The 16,033-nt window shown below is 68.9% G+C and carries 16 protein-coding genes; 9 read left to right on the top strand and 7 right to left on the bottom strand.

What is annotated here, in order from left to right:
* Positions 1 to 25: 25 nt before the first annotated feature.
* The 3 genes from mreD to E5P2_RS01510 all read right to left on the bottom strand — a co-directional run bounded on the left by mreD (position 26) and on the right by E5P2_RS01510 (position 2,731).
* Positions 26 to 547, bottom strand: a complete 522-nt coding sequence (gene mreD, locus E5P2_RS01520; RefSeq protein WP_162565418.1) for a rod shape-determining protein MreD — start codon at positions 545 to 547, stop codon at positions 26 to 28.
* Positions 544 to 1,542, bottom strand: coding sequence for a rod shape-determining protein MreC (mreC, locus tag E5P2_RS01515; RefSeq protein WP_162565417.1), 999 nt, complete (start codon positions 1,540 to 1,542; stop codon positions 544 to 546). Before mreC ends, mreD begins: the two co-directional genes overlap by 4 nt.
* Before the next feature lie 145 nt (positions 1,543 to 1,687).
* The gene (locus E5P2_RS01510; protein ID WP_162565416.1) at positions 1,688 to 2,731 is read right to left on the bottom strand and encodes a rod shape-determining protein; all 1,044 of its coding nucleotides are present in this window, start codon (positions 2,729 to 2,731) and stop codon (positions 1,688 to 1,690) included.
* A gap of 227 nt (positions 2,732 to 2,958) precedes the next feature.
* Between E5P2_RS01510 and gatC the strand changes: the two genes are divergently transcribed.
* The 3 genes from gatC to gatB are packed head-to-tail and all read left to right on the top strand — an operon-like array spanning position 2,959 to position 6,235.
* On the top strand, positions 2,959 to 3,258 hold the full coding sequence (gatC, locus tag E5P2_RS01505; protein ID WP_162565415.1) for an Asp-tRNA(Asn)/Glu-tRNA(Gln) amidotransferase subunit GatC: 300 nt from the start codon (positions 2,959 to 2,961) through the stop codon (positions 3,256 to 3,258).
* Entirely contained in the window at positions 3,255 to 4,748 is a 1,494-nt protein-coding gene (gene gatA, locus E5P2_RS01500) for an Asp-tRNA(Asn)/Glu-tRNA(Gln) amidotransferase subunit GatA (protein WP_162565414.1), read from the top strand. The genes gatC and gatA overlap by 4 nt, the downstream gene beginning before the upstream one ends.
* On the top strand, positions 4,745 to 6,235 hold the full coding sequence (gene gatB, locus E5P2_RS01495; protein ID WP_162565413.1) for an Asp-tRNA(Asn)/Glu-tRNA(Gln) amidotransferase subunit GatB: 1,491 nt from the start codon (positions 4,745 to 4,747) through the stop codon (positions 6,233 to 6,235). The genes gatA and gatB overlap by 4 nt, the downstream gene beginning before the upstream one ends.
* A gap of 43 nt (positions 6,236 to 6,278) precedes the next feature.
* On the opposite strand, the gene E5P2_RS01490 is transcribed toward gatB, so the two are convergent.
* Both E5P2_RS01490 and pyrE read right to left on the bottom strand, forming a co-directional pair.
* Positions 6,279 to 6,950, bottom strand: coding sequence for a DUF4124 domain-containing protein (locus tag E5P2_RS01490; protein ID WP_232080546.1), 672 nt, complete (start codon positions 6,948 to 6,950; stop codon positions 6,279 to 6,281).
* Between the two features lie 25 nt (positions 6,951 to 6,975).
* Positions 6,976 to 7,677 carry an orotate phosphoribosyltransferase gene (gene pyrE, locus E5P2_RS01485; RefSeq protein ID WP_162565411.1) on the bottom strand — a complete coding sequence of 234 codons (702 nt, stop codon included), beginning with the start codon at positions 7,675 to 7,677 and terminating at the stop codon, positions 6,976 to 6,978.
* A gap of 13 nt (positions 7,678 to 7,690) precedes the next feature.
* On the opposite strand from pyrE, the gene E5P2_RS01480 reads away from it, so the two are divergent.
* Positions 7,691 to 8,494 (top strand): exodeoxyribonuclease III, encoded by an 804-nt coding sequence (locus tag E5P2_RS01480; RefSeq protein ID WP_162565410.1) that lies wholly within the window; start codon positions 7,691 to 7,693, stop codon positions 8,492 to 8,494.
* On the opposite strand, the gene E5P2_RS01475 is transcribed toward E5P2_RS01480, so the two are convergent.
* The gene (locus tag E5P2_RS01475; protein ID WP_162565409.1) at positions 8,476 to 9,621 is read right to left on the bottom strand and encodes a flavin-containing monooxygenase; all 1,146 of its coding nucleotides are present in this window, start codon (positions 9,619 to 9,621) and stop codon (positions 8,476 to 8,478) included. The genes E5P2_RS01480 and E5P2_RS01475 overlap by 19 nt on opposite strands.
* 88 nt (positions 9,622 to 9,709) lie before the next feature.
* Between E5P2_RS01475 and E5P2_RS01470 the strand changes: the two genes are divergently transcribed.
* Together E5P2_RS01470 and E5P2_RS01465 are read left to right on the top strand one after the other, a co-directional pair.
* The gene (locus tag E5P2_RS01470) at positions 9,710 to 10,171 is read left to right on the top strand and encodes a GNAT family N-acetyltransferase (protein ID WP_162565408.1); all 462 of its coding nucleotides are present in this window, start codon (positions 9,710 to 9,712) and stop codon (positions 10,169 to 10,171) included.
* A gap of 35 nt (positions 10,172 to 10,206) precedes the next feature.
* Positions 10,207 to 11,274: an aminoglycoside phosphotransferase gene (locus tag E5P2_RS01465; protein ID WP_162565407.1), complete on the top strand. Its 1,068-nt coding sequence runs from the start codon at positions 10,207 to 10,209 to the stop codon at positions 11,272 to 11,274.
* 28 nt (positions 11,275 to 11,302) lie between these two features.
* Here E5P2_RS01465 and E5P2_RS01460 read toward each other — a convergent pair whose 3' ends face one another.
* Entirely contained in the window at positions 11,303 to 12,208 is a 906-nt protein-coding gene (locus E5P2_RS01460; RefSeq protein ID WP_162565406.1) for a LysR family transcriptional regulator, read from the bottom strand.
* A gap of 109 nt (positions 12,209 to 12,317) precedes the next feature.
* Between E5P2_RS01460 and E5P2_RS01455 the strand changes: the two genes are divergently transcribed.
* The 3 genes from E5P2_RS01455 to E5P2_RS01445 are packed head-to-tail and all read left to right on the top strand — an operon-like array spanning position 12,318 to position 16,025.
* Positions 12,318 to 13,577 carry a flavin-dependent oxidoreductase gene (locus tag E5P2_RS01455; RefSeq protein WP_162565405.1) on the top strand — a complete coding sequence of 420 codons (1,260 nt, stop codon included), beginning with the start codon at positions 12,318 to 12,320 and terminating at the stop codon, positions 13,575 to 13,577.
* A 46-nt stretch (positions 13,578 to 13,623) separates the two neighbouring features.
* Positions 13,624 to 14,586, top strand: coding sequence for a tripartite tricarboxylate transporter substrate binding protein (locus tag E5P2_RS01450; protein ID WP_162565404.1), 963 nt, complete (start codon positions 13,624 to 13,626; stop codon positions 14,584 to 14,586).
* 5 nt (positions 14,587 to 14,591) lie between these two features.
* Complete coding sequence (locus E5P2_RS01445) at positions 14,592 to 16,025, top strand: alpha/beta hydrolase (RefSeq protein ID WP_162565403.1); 1,434 nt, start codon at positions 14,592 to 14,594, stop codon at positions 16,023 to 16,025.
* Positions 16,026 to 16,033: the final 8 nt, after the last annotated feature.

The following is a 16,033-nucleotide window of genomic DNA, read 5'->3' as shown; positions in this document are numbered from 1 at the left end:
TCGACGCAAATCGCGCCGCCAGCACTCAGAGTGGTCGATTGGCATCCGGTTCCGGCGTGCGTCGCTGCGGCGCCAGCAGCAGCGCGCTCACCACCGGCCACAGTGCCGCTTCGATGGCGGGCGAGATCAGGATCGTCCAGCCCGGAAAGATCCCGCCGCCGATCATCCGGATCGCAAGTTCGATCAGGTGCGACAGGGCGAACAGCGGCAGCACCTGGAGCGCCTGCGAGAGCACCGGAAACCACAGCAGGCGCCGATGGATCATGATCGCGAAGAAGCCGAGGGTCGTATAGGACAGCGCATGCTGGCCGAGCATGGCGGCCTGATGCACGTCCATCAGCAGGCCGAACACGAAGGCCGCGCCGATGCCGATGCGCGTCGGCTGGTGCACGCTCCAGAACACGATCACCAGCGCCAGCAGATCGGGCGTCCAGGCGGCGCGGCCGACCGGCACCATGTCGAGCAGCAGCGCGACGACGAGGCTGCCCCACATGAACACGGGGCTCAAGGGCAGCAGGAGCTGCTGCTGGCCGGGACGCATGATCATCGCGTGCGCCTTTCCTTCTTGTCGGCCCTGGCGGCCGGCTTGTCGGCCTTGTCGGCCTTGGCATCCGCGCGCTCGGCCCGCTCGGCCTTCTTCCTGGCGGCCGGGGTCAGGTCGGCTGCGGCCGCCGGAGGGCGCGGCGCTACGCTGGCGGGGGCCAACACCAGCACGTAGCGCGCCGCCGTCACGTGGGCCAGCGGCACGCAATGGATGCGCGCGAAGGCGGAGTCGGCGCGCCGTTCGATGCGGTCGATCTTCGCGACCGGCAGCCCCGCCGGGTAGACGCCGTCGACGCCACTGGTGGCGAGGATGTCGCCTTCCTGCAGGTCGGCATTGGCCGCCATGAAGCGCAGCTCCAGCCCGCCGCCATGCGCACTGGCATCGCCGAAGGCCACGCTGCGCGCGCCGGTGCGCGTGTTCTGCACCGGCATCGACAGATCGCGATCGATCACCAGCGTGATCTCGCTGGTGAAGGGCAGGACCTGGGTGACCTGGCCGATCACGCCGTATTCGTCGATCACCGGCGAGCCGGCGGCGATGCCGTTGGTCATCCCCTGGTCGATGACGACCTTGCGGGTGTAGGGATCGGCGGTGTCGTAGAGCACCTCGGCGGCCCGGCCGGGCGTCTGCGTGGTCTGGCGCAGTTCGAGCAGCGAGCGCAGCCGCGCGTTTTCCTGTGCCAGCGTGTCGGCCTGGCTCGCGCGCTCGGACTGCAGCGCCAGCGCCTTGCGCGCCTGCGCCTCGTTGTTCTGCGCGGCCTGCAGGTCTTCGAGGTAGCGCCCGCCGCCCATCATCAGCTGCACCGGCTTGAGCGCCAGCCACTGGATCGGATAGAGCACCGCCCCGATCCCCGCACGCAGCGGCTGCACGATGTTGAAGCGCGCATCGGCCACCATCAGGAACAGCGCCAGCGCGCTGAAGAAGATCAGCTTGCTGAGCGCCGACGGCCCCTGGTTGAACAGGGGCGGGGCAGTGCGATCAAGAGTGCCGAGCGGCATGACGCTTTATGCCACGAGTTGCGAGCAGGCAGCGCTATTTGTATGTTCGTGGGGTGCCGCGGAACCGGCTCCGCCGGGCCGCAGGCGCCGCCCCCGGCCGGGGGAAGGCGCAGCGACACGAAGTGCGCGAAGCCTGGGGGCGAGCCTATTCACTCGTGAAAATGCTGCCGAGACGGTCCATGCGTTCGAGCGCGATGCCGCAGCCGCGCACCACGCAGGTCAGCGGGTCTTCGGCCACCAGCACCGGCAGGCCGGTTTCCTCGGCCAGGAGGCGGTCGAGGTCGCGCAGCAGCGCGCCGCCGCCGGTCAGCATCATCCCGCGCTCGGCGATGTCGGCGCCCAGCTCCGGCGGCGTCTGTTCGAGCGCGTTCTTGACCGCCGAGACGATGTTGTTGAGCGGATCGGTCAGCGCTTCCAGCACCTCGTTGCTGCTGATGGTGAAGCTGCGCGGCACGCCTTCGCTGAGGTTGCGGCCCTTGACTTCCATTTCCTTGACCTCGGAGCCCGGAAAGGCCGAGCCGATGGTCTTCTTGATCACTTCGGCCGTCGGCTCGCCGATCAGCATGCCGTAGTTGCGGCGGATGTAGTTGATGATGGCCTCGTCGAAGCGGTCGCCGCCGACGCGCACGCTGCCCTTGTAGACCATGCCGCCGAGCGAGATCACGCCGACCTCGGTGGTGCCGCCGCCGATGTCGACCACCATCGAGCCGCTGGCCTCCGACACCGGCAGGCCGGCGCCGATCGCCGCGGCCATGGGTTCCTCGATCAGGTAGACCGAGGTGGCGCCGGCGGCCTCGGCCGCGTCCTTGATGGCGCGGCGCTCGACCTGGGTCGAGCCGCAGGGCACGCAGATGATGATGCGCGGGCTCGGCGTGAGCAGCGAGCGCGGATGGACCATCTTGATGAACTGCTTGATCATCTGCTCGGTGATCACGAAATCGGCGATCACGCCGTCCTTCATGGGACGGATCGCCTCGATGTTGCCGGGCACCTTGCCGAGCATGGCCTTGGCTTCGCGGCCCACGGCCTGGATCACCTTCTTGCCGTGCGGGCCGCCTTCGTGGCGGATGGCGACGACCGAAGGCTCGTCCAGGACGATGCCCTTGTTGCGCGCGAAGATCAGGGTGTTCGCGGTGCCGAGGTCGATCGCGAGGTCGGTAGAGAAGTACCGACGGAAAGCTCCAAACATGGTGGAATCCTCTGGAGCACGGCATGCGCGTCGGCATGTCGTCGCCCTCTTGCTGGGTCGTTTGACGGGGTGGTTTGAAACGTTTTTGCGGCAAAGGCCGCCGCGTTCGCGGGGGTTGCGGCAAAGGCGGGATAATACCCGAATCCCCCTGTCGCTCCAGTGTTCGGTGCACCTCTTTATGGGGTCTGTCGTGCTGTTGTACGCCGTTCGTTCTCTCGTTTTTTTCGATGTCCCTCACTTCTTCCGATATTGCGCGCATCGCCTCGCTCGCCCGGTTGCAGCTTGCACCCGAGGAGAGCGAACGCATGCGCGGCCAGATCAATGGCTTCTTCGACCTGGTCGAGCAGATGCGGGCGGTCGACACCGCCGGCATCGAACCGCTGGCCCATCCGGTGGCCGCGGTCCAGGACGTGACGCTGCGCCTGGCCGACGACGTGGTGAGCGAGCCGGACAACCGCGAAGCCAACCAGCGCAGCGCGCCGGCGGTCGAGAACGGGCTGTTCCTGGTGCCGAAGGTGATCGAATGAGCGCAGCGTTGCATCAACTGGGCGTGGCCGGGCTGGCCACGGCGCTGCGCGAACGCAAGGTCTCGGCGGTCGAGGCCGCCCAGCACCACCTGGCCCGCATCCGCCGCCATCAGGACCTGGGCGCCTTCGTCGCCATCGACGAAGACCTCACGCTGGCCCGGGCCCGCGCGGCCGACGCACAGCTCGCCGCCGGCAACGCGCCGGCCCTGGCCGGCGTGCCGATCGCCCACAAAGACATCTTCGTCACCACTGATTTCCCGACCACCGCAGGGTCGCGCATCCTGGCCGGCTACCGCTCGCCCTTCGACGCCACCGTGGTGCGCCGGCTCGCCGAGGCCGGCGCCGTGACGCTGGGCAAGCTCAGCTGCGACGAATTCGCGATGGGCTCGGCCAACGAGAACGTCGCCGTGCCCGCCGTCGGCTTCGAGCGCGCGGTGCCGGTGCGCAATCCCTGGGACCCGCGGCGCATTCCGGGCGGCTCCTCGGGCGGCAGCGCCGCCGTGGTCGCCGCGCGCCTCGCGCCAGCCGCGACCGGCACCGACACCGGCGGCTCGATCCGCCAACCGGCCTCCTTCTGCGGCGTGACCGGCATCAAGCCGACCTACGGGCGTGCGTCGCGCTACGGCATGGTCGCCTTCGCCTCCAGCCTCGACCAGGCCGGGCCGATGGCGCGCTCGGCCGAGGACTGCGCCCTGCTGCTGTCCGCGATGTGCGGCCCGGACCCGGACCGCGACTCGACCTCGCTGGACCGGCCGGCCGAAGACTTCTCACGCGCATTGAACGGTTCGATCGAAGGCCTTCGCATCGGCGTGCCGACCGAGTTCCTCGGCGAGGGCGTGGCCCCGGGCGTGCGCGCCGCCATCGAGGCCGCGCTGGCCGAGTACGAAAAGCTGGGCGCCCGGCGCGTCGAGATCACGCTGCCGCGCACCGAGCTCTCGATCCCCGTCTACTACATCATTGCGGCGGCCGAGGCCTCGAGCAATCTGAGCCGCTTCGACGGCGTCAAGTTCGGCCACCGGGCGCGGGATTACCGCGACCTCGCCGACATGTACGGCAAGACCCGCGAGGAAGGCTTTGGCGACGAGGTCAAGCGCCGCATCATGATCGGCACCTATGTGCTTTCGCACGGCTACTACGACGCCTACTACCTGCAGGCGCAGAAGGTGCGCCGCATGATCGCCGACGATTTCCAGCAGGCCTTCGCGCAATGCGACCTGATCGCCGGCCCGGCCGTGCCGAGCGTCGCCTGGAAGCTCGGCGAACACGGCGACGATCCGGTGGCCGACTACCTGGCCGACATCTTCACGCTGCCCGCCTCGCTCGCCGGCCTGCCCGGCATGAGCGTGCCGGCCGGCTTCGACGGCGGCATGCCGGTGGGCCTGCAGCTCATCGGCAACTACTGCGGCGAGTCGAGGCTGCTGAATGCGGCGCACCGCTTCCAGCAAGCCACCGACTGGCACCTGCGCACGCCCGGAGGCTTCGAGCAATGAGCACGACCACCACCTCCTTCGAACAGATGCAGGAAGGGCGCCCGACCGGCCCGCTGGTGCGGGGCTATGAAGTCATCATCGGCTTCGAGACGCACGCCCAGCTGTCCACCGCATCGAAGATCTTCAGCCGCGCCTCCACCGCGTTCGGCGCCGCGCCCAACACGCAGGCCTGCGCCGTGGACCTCGCGCTGCCCGGCACGCTGCCGGTGATGAACAGGGGCGCCGTCGAGCGCGCCATCCGCCTGGGCCTCGCGCTCGGCTCGACGATCGCGCCGCGCAGCGTGTTCGCGCGCAAGAACTACTTCTACCCCGACCTGCCCAAGGGCTACCAGATCAGCCAGTTCGAGATCCCGGTCGTGCAGGGCGGCACGGTGAGCTTCTTCCTCGGCGACGAGCCCAAGACCGTGCGCCTGGTGCGTGCGCACCTCGAGGAAGACGCGGGCAAGTCGCTGCACGAGGACTTCGTCGGCCAATCGGGCATCGACCTGAACCGCGCCGGCACGCCGCTGCTCGAGATCGTGACCGAGCCCGACATGCGCTCCACCGCCGAGGCCGTGGCCTATGCGCGCGAGCTGCACAAGATCGTGACCTGGATCGGCATCTGCGACGGCAACATGCAGGAAGGGAGCTTTCGCTGCGACGCCAACGTGTCGGTGCGCAGGCCCGGCGCGCCGCTGGGCACGCGGCGCGAGATCAAGAACCTCAACAGCTTCAAGTTCATGCAGCAGGCGATCGACTACGAGATCCGCTGGCAGATCGAGGAGATCGAGGAAGGCCGCGCCATCCAGCAGGCCACCGTGCTGTTCGACCCCGACAGCGGCGAGACGCGTGCGATGCGCACCAAGGAAGACGCGGCCGACTACCGCTACTTCCCCGATCCCGACCTGCCGCCGCTGGCGATCGCCGCCGAATGGATCGAGCGCGTGCGCGCCGCGATGCCCGAGCTGCCGCGCGCGATGGCCGAGCGCTATGTGCGCGACCACGGACTGTCGGCCTACGACGCCGCGCAGCTCACGCAGAGCCCGGCCTTCGCGCACTACTTCCAGAGCGCTGTGGCGGCCGGCGCCCATGCCAAGCTCGCCAGCAACTGGATCACCGGCGAGATCGCGCGCCGGCTCAACCAGCAGGACATGGCGATCGATGCCGCGCCGGTGACGGCCGCGCAGCTGGCCGCGCTGATCGGGCGCATCGGCGACGGCACGGTCTCGAACAATGCCGCACGCCAGGTCTTCGATGCGCTCTGGACCGGCGAAGGCCGGGACGTCGACGCACTCATCGAAGCCAAGGGCCTGAAGCAGATGAGCGACACCGGCGCACTCGAGAAGATCGTCGACGGCGTGCTGGCCACGAACCAGAAGAACATCGACGAATACCGCGCCGGCAAGGACAAGGCCTTCAACGCACTGGTCGGCCAGGTGATGAAGGCCAGCCAGGGCAAGGCCAATCCCGCGCAGGTCAATGCGCTGCTGAAAGCACGGCTGGGCTGAACGAAGCGGCCCGTCGGCGGCCGCGCGGCGGGACCGGGCCGGCTCAGCGTGCGGCCGAGCCCGTCGCGGTCGCCCACAAGGGCCGAAGGCGCGCGCGCTCTTCGTCGAAGCGGTCGTTGACCCGCCTCTTCTCCTCCATCTGGTCACTGATGAAGTGGTTCTGCACCGCGGCGCTCTTCACGTTGTCGTCGGCCTTGCGGCGCAGCGAATCGGGTGCCTTGGTCGGGTCCTTCTTGTAGAACTCGAGCTCGTCGTCGATCGACTTGCGCTCGTCGGACAGCTCGCCCAGGCGCTTCTGCGCCGCCTGGATCACCGCGTCGATCTGGATCAGCGCCTCGGCGCGCTCGCGGTCATGCGCCGCCGGGTTGGGGTAGCGCATCAGCAAGGCGCGCTCGCGGCGTCGCTCCTCGACCTGCCGCGAGGCCGCGAGCGCCGCCTGGCGCGCAGCCTCGTCGCGCTCGGCCTGCTCGCGCGCCGTGTAGGTGGGCTCGATCTTGCGGCGAACGGTGCCGCTGGGGCCGAGTTCGCGCTGCTCGCGGTCGTTGCAGTCCGCGATCGGTCGGTCGGCCGTGATGGTGCGGCCCCGCGCATCGGTGCAGGTGTAGATGCCGGCAGCCGGTGGGGCGCCGGGAGCCGGCGCCTTTTGTGCGTGGGCCGTGCCGGCTGCGGCCAACAGCAAGGCCCATGATGCGATGAATGCTCGGGTGCGCGCCAACGTCCGCCTCCAGACAGGGGTTGAATCAAGCGACGCCGTAGCGCGCCCTGTAAGCCAATACTCCCTGCCGGTGGACGCCCAGTTCGCTGTCCGTGCGGCCCGAAAGGTACTGTAGCAAGTCATCGAGCGTGGCGATCGCGATCACCTCGAGTCCCAGCCGATTTCGTACATATTGCACGGCGCTGTGGGCCACATCGATGCCATCTTCCGTCGCCTTCTCCTGTCGGTCGAGGGCGATCGCGACCGCATGCGGCGTGGCGCCGGCACTGCGGATGGCGGCGATCGACTCGCGCACGGCGGTTCCGGCCGACATCACGTCGTCGACGATCAGCACGCGGCCCCGCAGCGGCGCGCCGACCAGCGTGCCGCCCTCGCCGTGGTCCTTGGCTTCCTTGCGGTTGTAGGCGAAGGGCACGTTGCGGCCGCGCCGGGCGAGCTCGGCGGCCAAGGTCGCGCCCAGCGGAATGCCCTTGTAGGCCGGGCCGAAGATCATGTCGAATTCGAGGCCGCTGGCGATCAGCCGGTCTGCATAGAATCCAGCCAGCCGCGCAAGCTTGGCGCCGTCGTCGAACAGGCCCGCGTTGAAGAAATAGGGGCTCATGCGGCCGGCCTTGGTCTTGAACTCGCCGAAGCGCAGCACCCCCGACTCCAGCGCGAACTGCACGAATTCCTGCGCCAACGCGCCGCCTGCGTCCTGCCCTTCAACTCCGGAAACCGCCTCAGTCATCGGAAATATCCTCGTGTTCAAACTGACCAGCCTCAACCTCAATGGCCTGCGCTCGGCCGCCACCAAGGGCGTCGCCGACTGGGTGGCCGAACTCGCGCCGGATTGTATTTGCATGCAGGAGATCCGCGTCCAGGCGAGCGACATCGAAGGCCGCTTCGAGGAGATGGCGGAGCTGAAAGGCCACTTCCATTTCGCCGAGAAGAAAGGCTATGCCGGCACCGCGATCTACACGAAGCACGCGCCCAGCAAGGTCGTGGTGGGTTGGGGCGATCCGGAATTCGATGCCGAGGGCCGCTACCTCGAGCTGCGCTTCGACACGCCCCAACGCAAGCGCTCCATCATCAGCTGCTACTTTCCGAGCGGCTCCTCGGGCGAGGAGCGGCAGGCTGCGAAATTCCGCTTCCTCAAGGGCTTCTTTCCGCACCTGGTCGCGCTCAAGCGCGAGCGCGACTTCATCCTCTGCGGCGACATCAACATCGCGCACCAGGAGATCGACCTCAAGAACTGGCGCAGCAACCAGAAGAACAGCGGCTTCCTGCCCGAGGAACGCGCCTGGATGACGAACCTGCTCGACACCGGCGCCGAGGGTGCCGGCCTGGTCGATGTGTACCGCATGCTCAAGCCCGACACCACCGACGAGGCCTATACCTGGTGGAGCAACCGCGGCCAGGCCTATGCGAAGAACGTGGGGTGGCGGCTGGACTACCACCTCGCGACGCCGGCGCTGGCGAAGCTCGCGCGCAACGAGCAGATCTTCAAGACGCTCAAGTTCAGCGACCACGCGCCGATCACGGTGGACTACGACTTCACGCTCTGAGGCCTGCCCGCGTGCGAGGCAAGCGCGCGGGCGACACGGCGCGCCTCGATCGCGATCTCGCGCAGCGCCCCCGTGGGCGGATTCCTGAACCCGACGAAGAACAAACCCGGGATCGCGCTCTCGGCGCCGAAGCGATCGGGCCGGCCGTGCCCATCGGCGATCGCATCGAAGCCCTCGACGATGCGCTGCAATCCTGGCGTATAGCCGGTGGCCAGCACGATGGCCTCGAACGGATGCACGGCGCCATCCGCGAAACGCACGCCATCGGCCAGCACTTCGTCGACCGCAGGCCGCACGCGAATCCTCTCGGCCTTGATCATCGCGATCGTCCCGATGTCGAGGAGGGGTATGCGCCCTGACTCCTCGATCATCCGGTTGAGCCCGGTGCGCGGCCGCACGACGCCCCATTGCGACAGATCGCCGACGGCCATGCGCATCACCGCGGCGACGATCGCGTCGCGCAGGCCCAGCGGCAGCACCGACAGCAGCACGCCGATCTGCTGCGTCGACACGCCGAGCAGATCGCGCGGCACGACGTGCACCGGACCGCGCACCACCATCGCCACCTCGACGCCCTGCTCCGCGAGGTCGAGCGCGATCTCCGCGCCCGAGTTGCCGCAGCCTACGACCAGCGTGCGCTTGCCGATGAAGGGCGACGGATTTCGATAGGCCGCGGCGTGCATCACGCTGCCCTCGAAGCGCTCGAGGCCGCACAACGCAGGCCGGTTCGCGACCGCATTGGAACCGGTCGCGACGACGACGAAGCGAGGCGACAACGGACCGCCGCTGGTGTCGATCGCGAAGCGTTCCTCCCGGCGCCGGATGCGGCGCACCTCGATACCGAAGCGCGGCGCGATCGCGTGCTGCGACGCATAGCGCGCCAGATAGCCGACCACCTGCTCGCGCGAGGGATAGCGCGGCGCATCGGCCGGCCATGGCGCGAACGGCAGGCCCGAGCTCCCTTTGGCCGTATGCAGATGAAGGCGATCGTAGTGGCGGCGCCAGGCGGAGCCCACGTCGGCTTCGCGCTCCAGCACGCGATGGACGAGCCCTTGCGCACGCAGACACGCGGAAACCGCCAGCCCGGCCGGCCCGGCACCCACCACCACGATGTCCTCGTCGCTCATCCGGGTTGCCTCCACGATGCCGATCTTAGTGAGGGACCAGCAGCTTGCCGCGCCGCGCTATCCTGCGGATTTTTCAAGGCAGCCACGCATGAATGACCCTGTCCTTGTCCGACCCGTCGCCGAAGACGACCACCCGGCCTGGAAGACGCTCTGGGACGGCTACAACACTTTCTATGGCCGGCACGGCGACACCGCCTTGCCGGCCGCGGTGACGGCCATGACCTGGTCGCGCTTCTTCGATGCCTACGAGCCGGTGCATGCGCTCGTCGCGGAACGCGGCGGCGCGTTGGTGGGCCTGGCGCATTTTCTTTTTCATCGCAGCACGACGCAGATCGGCCCGAGCTGCTATCTGCAGGACTTGTTCACCACGGCGGCCGTACGCGGCCAAGGCGTCGGCCGCGCGCTCATCGAGGCGGTCTATCGGCGCGCGCAGACCGCGGGCGCCCCGCGCGTCTACTGGCAGACGCAGGAGACCAACACGGCGGCCATGAAGCTCTACGACAAGGTGGCCGACCGATCAGGCTTCGTCGTCTACCGGAAAATGCTCTGAGCGCCGACGCAAAAGTCCCGAAGCAAAAGGCACGCATGACCACCATCCCGCTGTCCGAAGTGACCGAGGCCAGGTACATCGACGAGGCGCTTCGCCGATGCGGCGCGCTGGACCCGGGCCGCGTCACCTCGGTCACGGTCGAACACTCGTTCGCCACCATCCTTTCGCACATCTTCAAGCTGCGCCTGAGTTACGAAGGCGCAGCGGCCCATGCGCCCGCAACGCTCTTCCTGAAGGCCGGCCTGCCCGACCGGCCCGGCGGCCCCTGGCCCGGCGGGCGGCAGGAGGTCGCGTTCTACACCGAGGTCGCGCCCGCGATGCCCGCGGGCATCGCGCCGCGCTGCTTCGATGCCCATTGGGATGCGGACACCGGTGCGTGGCATCTGCTGCTGGAGGACCTTGGCGATTCGCATCTCGCCGCGACGCGCTGGCCGCTGCCGCCGACGCTCGCACAGTGCGAAAGCATCGTGCGTGCACGGGCGCGCATGCACGCCGCGTGGTGGGACGATCCTCGCCTGGGCGTGACAGTAGGACGCTGGCACGACGACGCCACCAGCGACGCGTCCATGAAGGCCCTGGCCGGCCAGTTTGCGCGCTTTGCCGATCATCTCGGCGATCGGCTCTCGCCCGAGCGCCGCGACTTCCATGCGCGACTGCTCGACGCCATGCCGCGCCTGATGGCGCGCTACCACACGCATCGCCACATGACCATCGTCCAGGGCGATGCGCACGTCTGGAACTGCTTCCTGCCGAAGGCCGGCGGCGCCGACGATGCGCGGCTGTTCGACTGGGACTCGTGGCGCATCGATGTCGGCTCGGACGACCTCGCCTACATGATGGCGATCCACTGGTACCCCGATCTGCGGCGCCGGTTCGAGAAGCATCTGCTGGACTGCTACCACGACGAGCTGCTGGCGCGCGGCGTGCGCGGCTACGACCGCCGGGCGCTGCACGAAGACTATCGTCTGTCGGTGCTCTGGCAGACCACGACACCGATCCACCAGCACGCGATCGATATTCCTTCGGTGATCTGGTGGAACAACTTCGAGCGCGTGCACCTCGCCGCCGCAGATCTGGGCTGCCGCGAACTGCTCGCCGGTTAGCGGAGAGCCGGCGCGCAACGCCGGATGCTCATCGCGAGAGCGCCGGCAGCGCCTTGACCAGCGTCGCGGCAAAGGCCTGCATGGCCTCGGTCTCGTGCGTGCCGCGGCGGGTGATGCGATAGAAGTCCATGCCCACCTTCGGCTTCATCAGCACGTCGGTGCGCACCCGATGGCGCCGGCAGGCGGCGAGCGCGAAGGTCGGCATCACCGCGGTGCCGAAGCCGGCTTCGACCATCGAGATCAGCGTGCCGAAGAAGTTGAAGGCCGGCCGCTGGGCATCCGCGCGGCCGATGGTCGCCAGGTGCTGGTCGATGACTTTCTGGATCGGATTGCTCTGCGGCAGCCCCAGCAGTGGCGCCGCGCGCAGCGAGGCCCAGGGCACGCTGCCGGTGGTCGCCGGCGCCTGTTGCGCCTCGGCGGGTGCCACGCGCATCAGGTGGAAGCGGCCGACCGGCGTGCGCTCCAGCCCCGGCGCGGCCTTGAAGAAGAAACCCAGGCCCATGTCGGCCTCGCCGGCCGTCACCATCGCCTCCACGTCGCGCAGGTCGGCATCGAAGAGCTTGACGCTGACTGTCGGATGGCTCTCGCGAAAACCGTGGATCACCTGCGGCAGCAGATGGGACGAGACCAGCGGCGTGGCCGCGACACGCAAGGTCTGGCGCGCTTCGTCGCCCTCGATGCCGAGGTGCGCCGTGACATCGTCGAGGTCGGTCACGACGCGCTCCACCACCGGCAGCAGCCGCCGGCCCGCCGCGGTGAGAACGACCATGCGCGTGGTGCGGTCGAACAGCCGGCAGCCGAGCTGGCGCTCCATCTCGCGCACCAGCGTGCTCAGGCCGGCCTGCGTCATGTGGGCCTGCTCGGCGGCACGCGTGAAGTTGCCGATGCGCGCGACATGCAGGAAGGCGCGCATCTGGCGGATCGACAGATTCATATGGCTTCATGATAAATCCATACGACATCTAAATTTCCCAAATGACCACGGCACCGATCTAATCCCATCCACCGGAAACGCCGGGGCCTGCCGAACGGCGAGACAAGACATGAGCGAAAACACCGAAGTCATCGTGCTGGGCGCCGGCATCGGCGGACTGACCCTGGCGCTGAGCCTGCACCAGGCGGGCATCGCCTGCCGCGTCTACGAGGCAGTCGCCGAACTCAGGCCGCTGGGCGTGGGCATCAACCTGCTGCCGCATGCGACGCGCGAGCTGAGCGAACTGGGCCTGTTGCCCGCGCTCGATGCGATCGGCGTGCGCACGCAGGAATCGGTGTTCTTCAATTCCCACGGCCAGCTGGTGTTCCGCGAAGCCGCCGGCATCGCGGCCGGCTACGACTGGCCGCAGTACTCGATCCACCGCGGCGACCTGCATGCCGCACTGCTCGCCGCAACGCTGGAGCGCCTGGGCCCCGGCAGCGTGGTCTGCGGCCACCGCTGCACCGGCGTCGAGCAGGATGCGAGCGGCGTCACGGCCCGCTTCGCGGCACCCGGCGGCGCGGCGCTGCCGGGCGTGCGCGGCGCGGTCGCGGTGGGCTGCGACGGCATCCATTCGGCGCTGCGCCGCCAGCTCTATCCGAACGAAGGGCCGCCGCGCTATTCGGGCATCAACATGTGGCGCGGCACCGCGAAGCACAAGCCCTTTCTCTCGGGCGCGAGCATGGTGCGCGCCGGCTGGCTGGACCTCGGCAAGATGGTGATCTACCCGATCCGCGACAACGTCGATGCCGAGGGCAATCAGCTGGTCAACTGGGTCGCCGAGATCCATGCGCCGCAGCCCGCGCAGCAGGACTGGAGCCGGCCCGGCAAGCTCGAAGACTTCCTGCCGGCCTTCGTGGACTGGCACTTCGACTGGCTCGACGTGCCGGCGCTGATCCGTTCCTCCGACGCCATCCTCGAGTACCCGATGGTCGACCAGGAGCCGCTGCCGAAGTGGACGCATGGCCGCCTCACGCTCCTGGGCGACGCGGCGCATCCGATGGTGCCGCGCGGCTCCAACGGCGCCGGGCAGGCCATCATCGATGCGCGCTACCTCGCCGGTGCCCTGCGCCGGTTCGGCGTCGGCGCGCAGGCGCTCGAAGACTACGACGGTGTGCGCGTGAAGGCGACCACCCACGTGGTGCTGACCAACCGCAGCAATCCGCCCGACACCATCCTGCGCGAGGTGTTCGAGCGCACCGGCGGCAAGCGCTTCGACCGGCTGGACGAGATCGTGACGCAAGCGGAGTTGCAGGCGATCTCCGACAACTACAAGCGCGCCACGGGCTTCGATCCGGACGCGCTCAAGGCCCGCGCGTCCTTCCTCTGAGTGCGAGCCATTCGACTTTCCATCCAAGAACAATGCGGAGACCTTCATGCGCCTTTTGACGAAGACCCTTGCCACGCTGCTCGTCGCGGTCAGCGCGGTAGCGGCCCATGCCTGGCCCGACCAGCCGATCACGCTGGTGGTGCCCTACACGCCGGGCACCGGCATCGACCTTGTCGCGCGCCAGCTGTCGGCGCGGCTGCCGGCGCTGCTCGGGCAGCCGGTGGTGGTGGAGAACGTGGCCGGCGCCAGCGGCAACATCGGCAGCGAGCGCGTGGCGCGTGCCAAGCCCGACGGCTACACGCTGATGGTGCAGGTCAACACGCTGGTGATGAACAAGAGCCTCTACAAGTCGCTCGCCTACGATCCGGTCAGTGACTTCACGCCCGTGACGCTGACCTCCTGGGGCACGCTGCTGCTGGTCACCAATCCGACGGTGCAGAAGGCGACGACCGTCGCGCAGATGGTGGCCGCGGCGAAGGCGCAGCCCGGCAAGCTCACCTATGCGACACCGGGCGTCGGCACGCCGCACCACCTCTCGATGGCGCTGCTGCTGCAGAGCACCGGCGCCGAGATGCTGCACGTGCCGTACAAGGGCACCGCCGGCGCGGTGACCGACATGCTCGGCGGCCGCATCGACTACATGTTCCTGCCGGTGCACGTCGCGCTGCAGCATATCCAGGCCGGCAAGCTGCGCGCGATCGCGACCGGCAGCAGCCGGCGCCTGCCGCAGCTGCCCGAGGTGCCGACGCTGGCCGAGGCCGGCGTGAACACCGGCAACCTCGACATGTGGTACGGCGTGCTGGCGCCCAAGGGCACGCCGGCCGACATCGTCGACCGGCTCAACAAGGCGATCGCGACCGTGCTGAAGCAGCCCGAGGTCGCGACCTCCTTCGAGGCCCAGGGCATGGTGCCGGCCTCCTCGACGCCGGCCGAATTCGGCGCGCTGGTCGCCAAGGACGCGCAGCGCTGGGCCGACGTGGTCAAGCGCGGCAACATCACGGCGGAGTGAGGGCGATGCCGCACCGTACCGGGCGCCCGCTCGCGCGTGCCGCCGCCGCGCTGTGCCTGGCCCTGTCGCTGGGGCTGCCGTCGATGTCTGTAGCGCAGACGCCGTCGGTCGAGAACCACTTCGTTCGCATCGCGCCGCGCGTAGCGGGTGTGCTGTACACGCCGGTCGCCGCATCGCCGCACCGGCATGTGGCGGTCGTCGTGATGCATGACAACAACGACTTCCTCGACCATCCCTCGACCGTGCAACTCGCATCGCGCGGCTTCACGGTGCTCGCGGCCAACCCGCGCTATGCGCCCGACCTCGACGACCGCGACATGGACTGGGACGCGGCACTGCTCGATCTCGCCTCGGCGGTGCGCTATGCGCGCGGCCTCGCGGGTATCGACCGCGTGGTGCTGCTCGGCCACAGTTCGGGCGCGCCGCTGGCGGCGGCCTACCAGAACATCGCCGAGAACGGCGTCAAGGCCTGCCAGGGTCCGGAGAAAATTGTCCCCTGTCCCGATGCGATGGCGGCGCTGCGCCCGGCCGATGCGCTGGTGCTGCTGGACCCGATCTTCGGGCTGGGCGCGAATGTGCTGACCTCGGTCGATCCCTCGCTGGCCGACGGCAGCACGCCGGCCGACCCGTCGCTCGACATCTATGCGCCGGCCAATGGCTTCACGGCCACGGGCGCGACCTACTCCGACGCCTTTCGCAAGCGCTTCCTGAAGGCGCAGGCCGCACGCAATGCCGTGCTCGTCGAGCGCGCGCTGCAGCAGCGCCAGGCGATCGCCGAGGGCCGCGGCGCCTTCGCCGACGACGCGCCCTTCGTGGTGCCCGGCGCCACGCGCACGCCCCGGCTGTGGCGGCCGGACCTCCATCTGCTGTCGCACACCCAGGGCAGCTACACGCTGCTGCGCGGCGATGGCACGCACAGCACCGAGGTGATCCACACGCTGCGCGTGCCGTCCGGCCTCACGCCCACGGTGGTCGCGCGCAACGATCGCGAAGCCGATCGGCCGGCCAGCGCGGCCTCGAATGCCGGCACCGGCGCGGCGAGCGCACCGGCGCGCCCGCTGCTGCTCGGCGGCTCGCTCGACACCACCGTGAAGCGTTTCCTGAGCACCTTCGCCACGCGCGCTACGGCCGACTACGACATCACCGAGGATTCGGTGAGCGGCATCGACTGGAACTCTTCGTACACCAGCATGCCGGGCAATGTCGAGGGCGTCAAGGTGCCGCTGCTGGTGATGGGCATGACCGGCCACTACTGGCTGGTCTCGGCCGAGACCGCCTACCGGCATGCGGCCAGCAAGGACAAGTCGATCGCCTTCGTCGAAGGGGCGACGCACGGCTTCGCGCCCTGCCAGCCCTGCGCGAAAACGCCGGGCCAGTTCGGCGACACCGCGGGCCGGACCTTCGCCTATGTGGCCGACTGGATCGGCGCGCATTTCTGATTCGAGGA

This window comes from Variovorax sp. SRS16 (genome assembly GCF_901827165.1).
Classification (GTDB): domain Bacteria; phylum Pseudomonadota; class Gammaproteobacteria; order Burkholderiales; family Burkholderiaceae_C; genus Variovorax.
This window is presented reverse-complemented; position numbering and strand designations above follow the sequence as displayed.

What these genes read in the sequence shown, in the direction of transcription:
- mreD (WP_162565418.1), bottom strand. Translation starts at nt 547, where the DNA reads ATGATCATGCGTCCCGGCCAGCAGCAGCTCCTGCTGCCCTTGAGCCCC.
- mreC (WP_162565417.1), bottom strand. Translation starts at nt 1,542, where the DNA reads ATGCCGCTCGGCACTCTTGATCGCACTGCCCCGCCCCTGTTCAACCAG.
- E5P2_RS01510 (WP_162565416.1), bottom strand. Translation starts at nt 2,731, where the DNA reads ATGTTTGGAGCTTTCCGTCGGTACTTCTCTACCGACCTCGCGATCGAC.
- gatC (WP_162565415.1), top strand. Translation starts at nt 2,959, where the DNA reads ATGTCCCTCACTTCTTCCGATATTGCGCGCATCGCCTCGCTCGCCCGG.
- gatA (WP_162565414.1), top strand. Translation starts at nt 3,255, where the DNA reads ATGAGCGCAGCGTTGCATCAACTGGGCGTGGCCGGGCTGGCCACGGCG.
- gatB (WP_162565413.1), top strand. Translation starts at nt 4,745, where the DNA reads ATGAGCACGACCACCACCTCCTTCGAACAGATGCAGGAAGGGCGCCCG.
- pyrE (WP_162565411.1), bottom strand. Translation starts at nt 7,677, where the DNA reads ATGACTGAGGCGGTTTCCGGAGTTGAAGGGCAGGACGCAGGCGGCGCG.
- E5P2_RS01475 (WP_162565409.1), bottom strand. Translation starts at nt 9,621, where the DNA reads ATGAGCGACGAGGACATCGTGGTGGTGGGTGCCGGGCCGGCCGGGCTG.
- E5P2_RS01470 (WP_162565408.1), top strand. Translation starts at nt 9,710, where the DNA reads ATGAATGACCCTGTCCTTGTCCGACCCGTCGCCGAAGACGACCACCCG.
- E5P2_RS01465 (WP_162565407.1), top strand. Translation starts at nt 10,207, where the DNA reads ATGACCACCATCCCGCTGTCCGAAGTGACCGAGGCCAGGTACATCGAC.
- E5P2_RS01460 (WP_162565406.1), bottom strand. Translation starts at nt 12,208, where the DNA reads ATGAATCTGTCGATCCGCCAGATGCGCGCCTTCCTGCATGTCGCGCGC.
- E5P2_RS01455 (WP_162565405.1), top strand. Translation starts at nt 12,318, where the DNA reads ATGAGCGAAAACACCGAAGTCATCGTGCTGGGCGCCGGCATCGGCGGA.
- E5P2_RS01450 (WP_162565404.1), top strand. Translation starts at nt 13,624, where the DNA reads ATGCGCCTTTTGACGAAGACCCTTGCCACGCTGCTCGTCGCGGTCAGC.
- E5P2_RS01445 (WP_162565403.1), top strand. Translation starts at nt 14,592, where the DNA reads ATGCCGCACCGTACCGGGCGCCCGCTCGCGCGTGCCGCCGCCGCGCTG.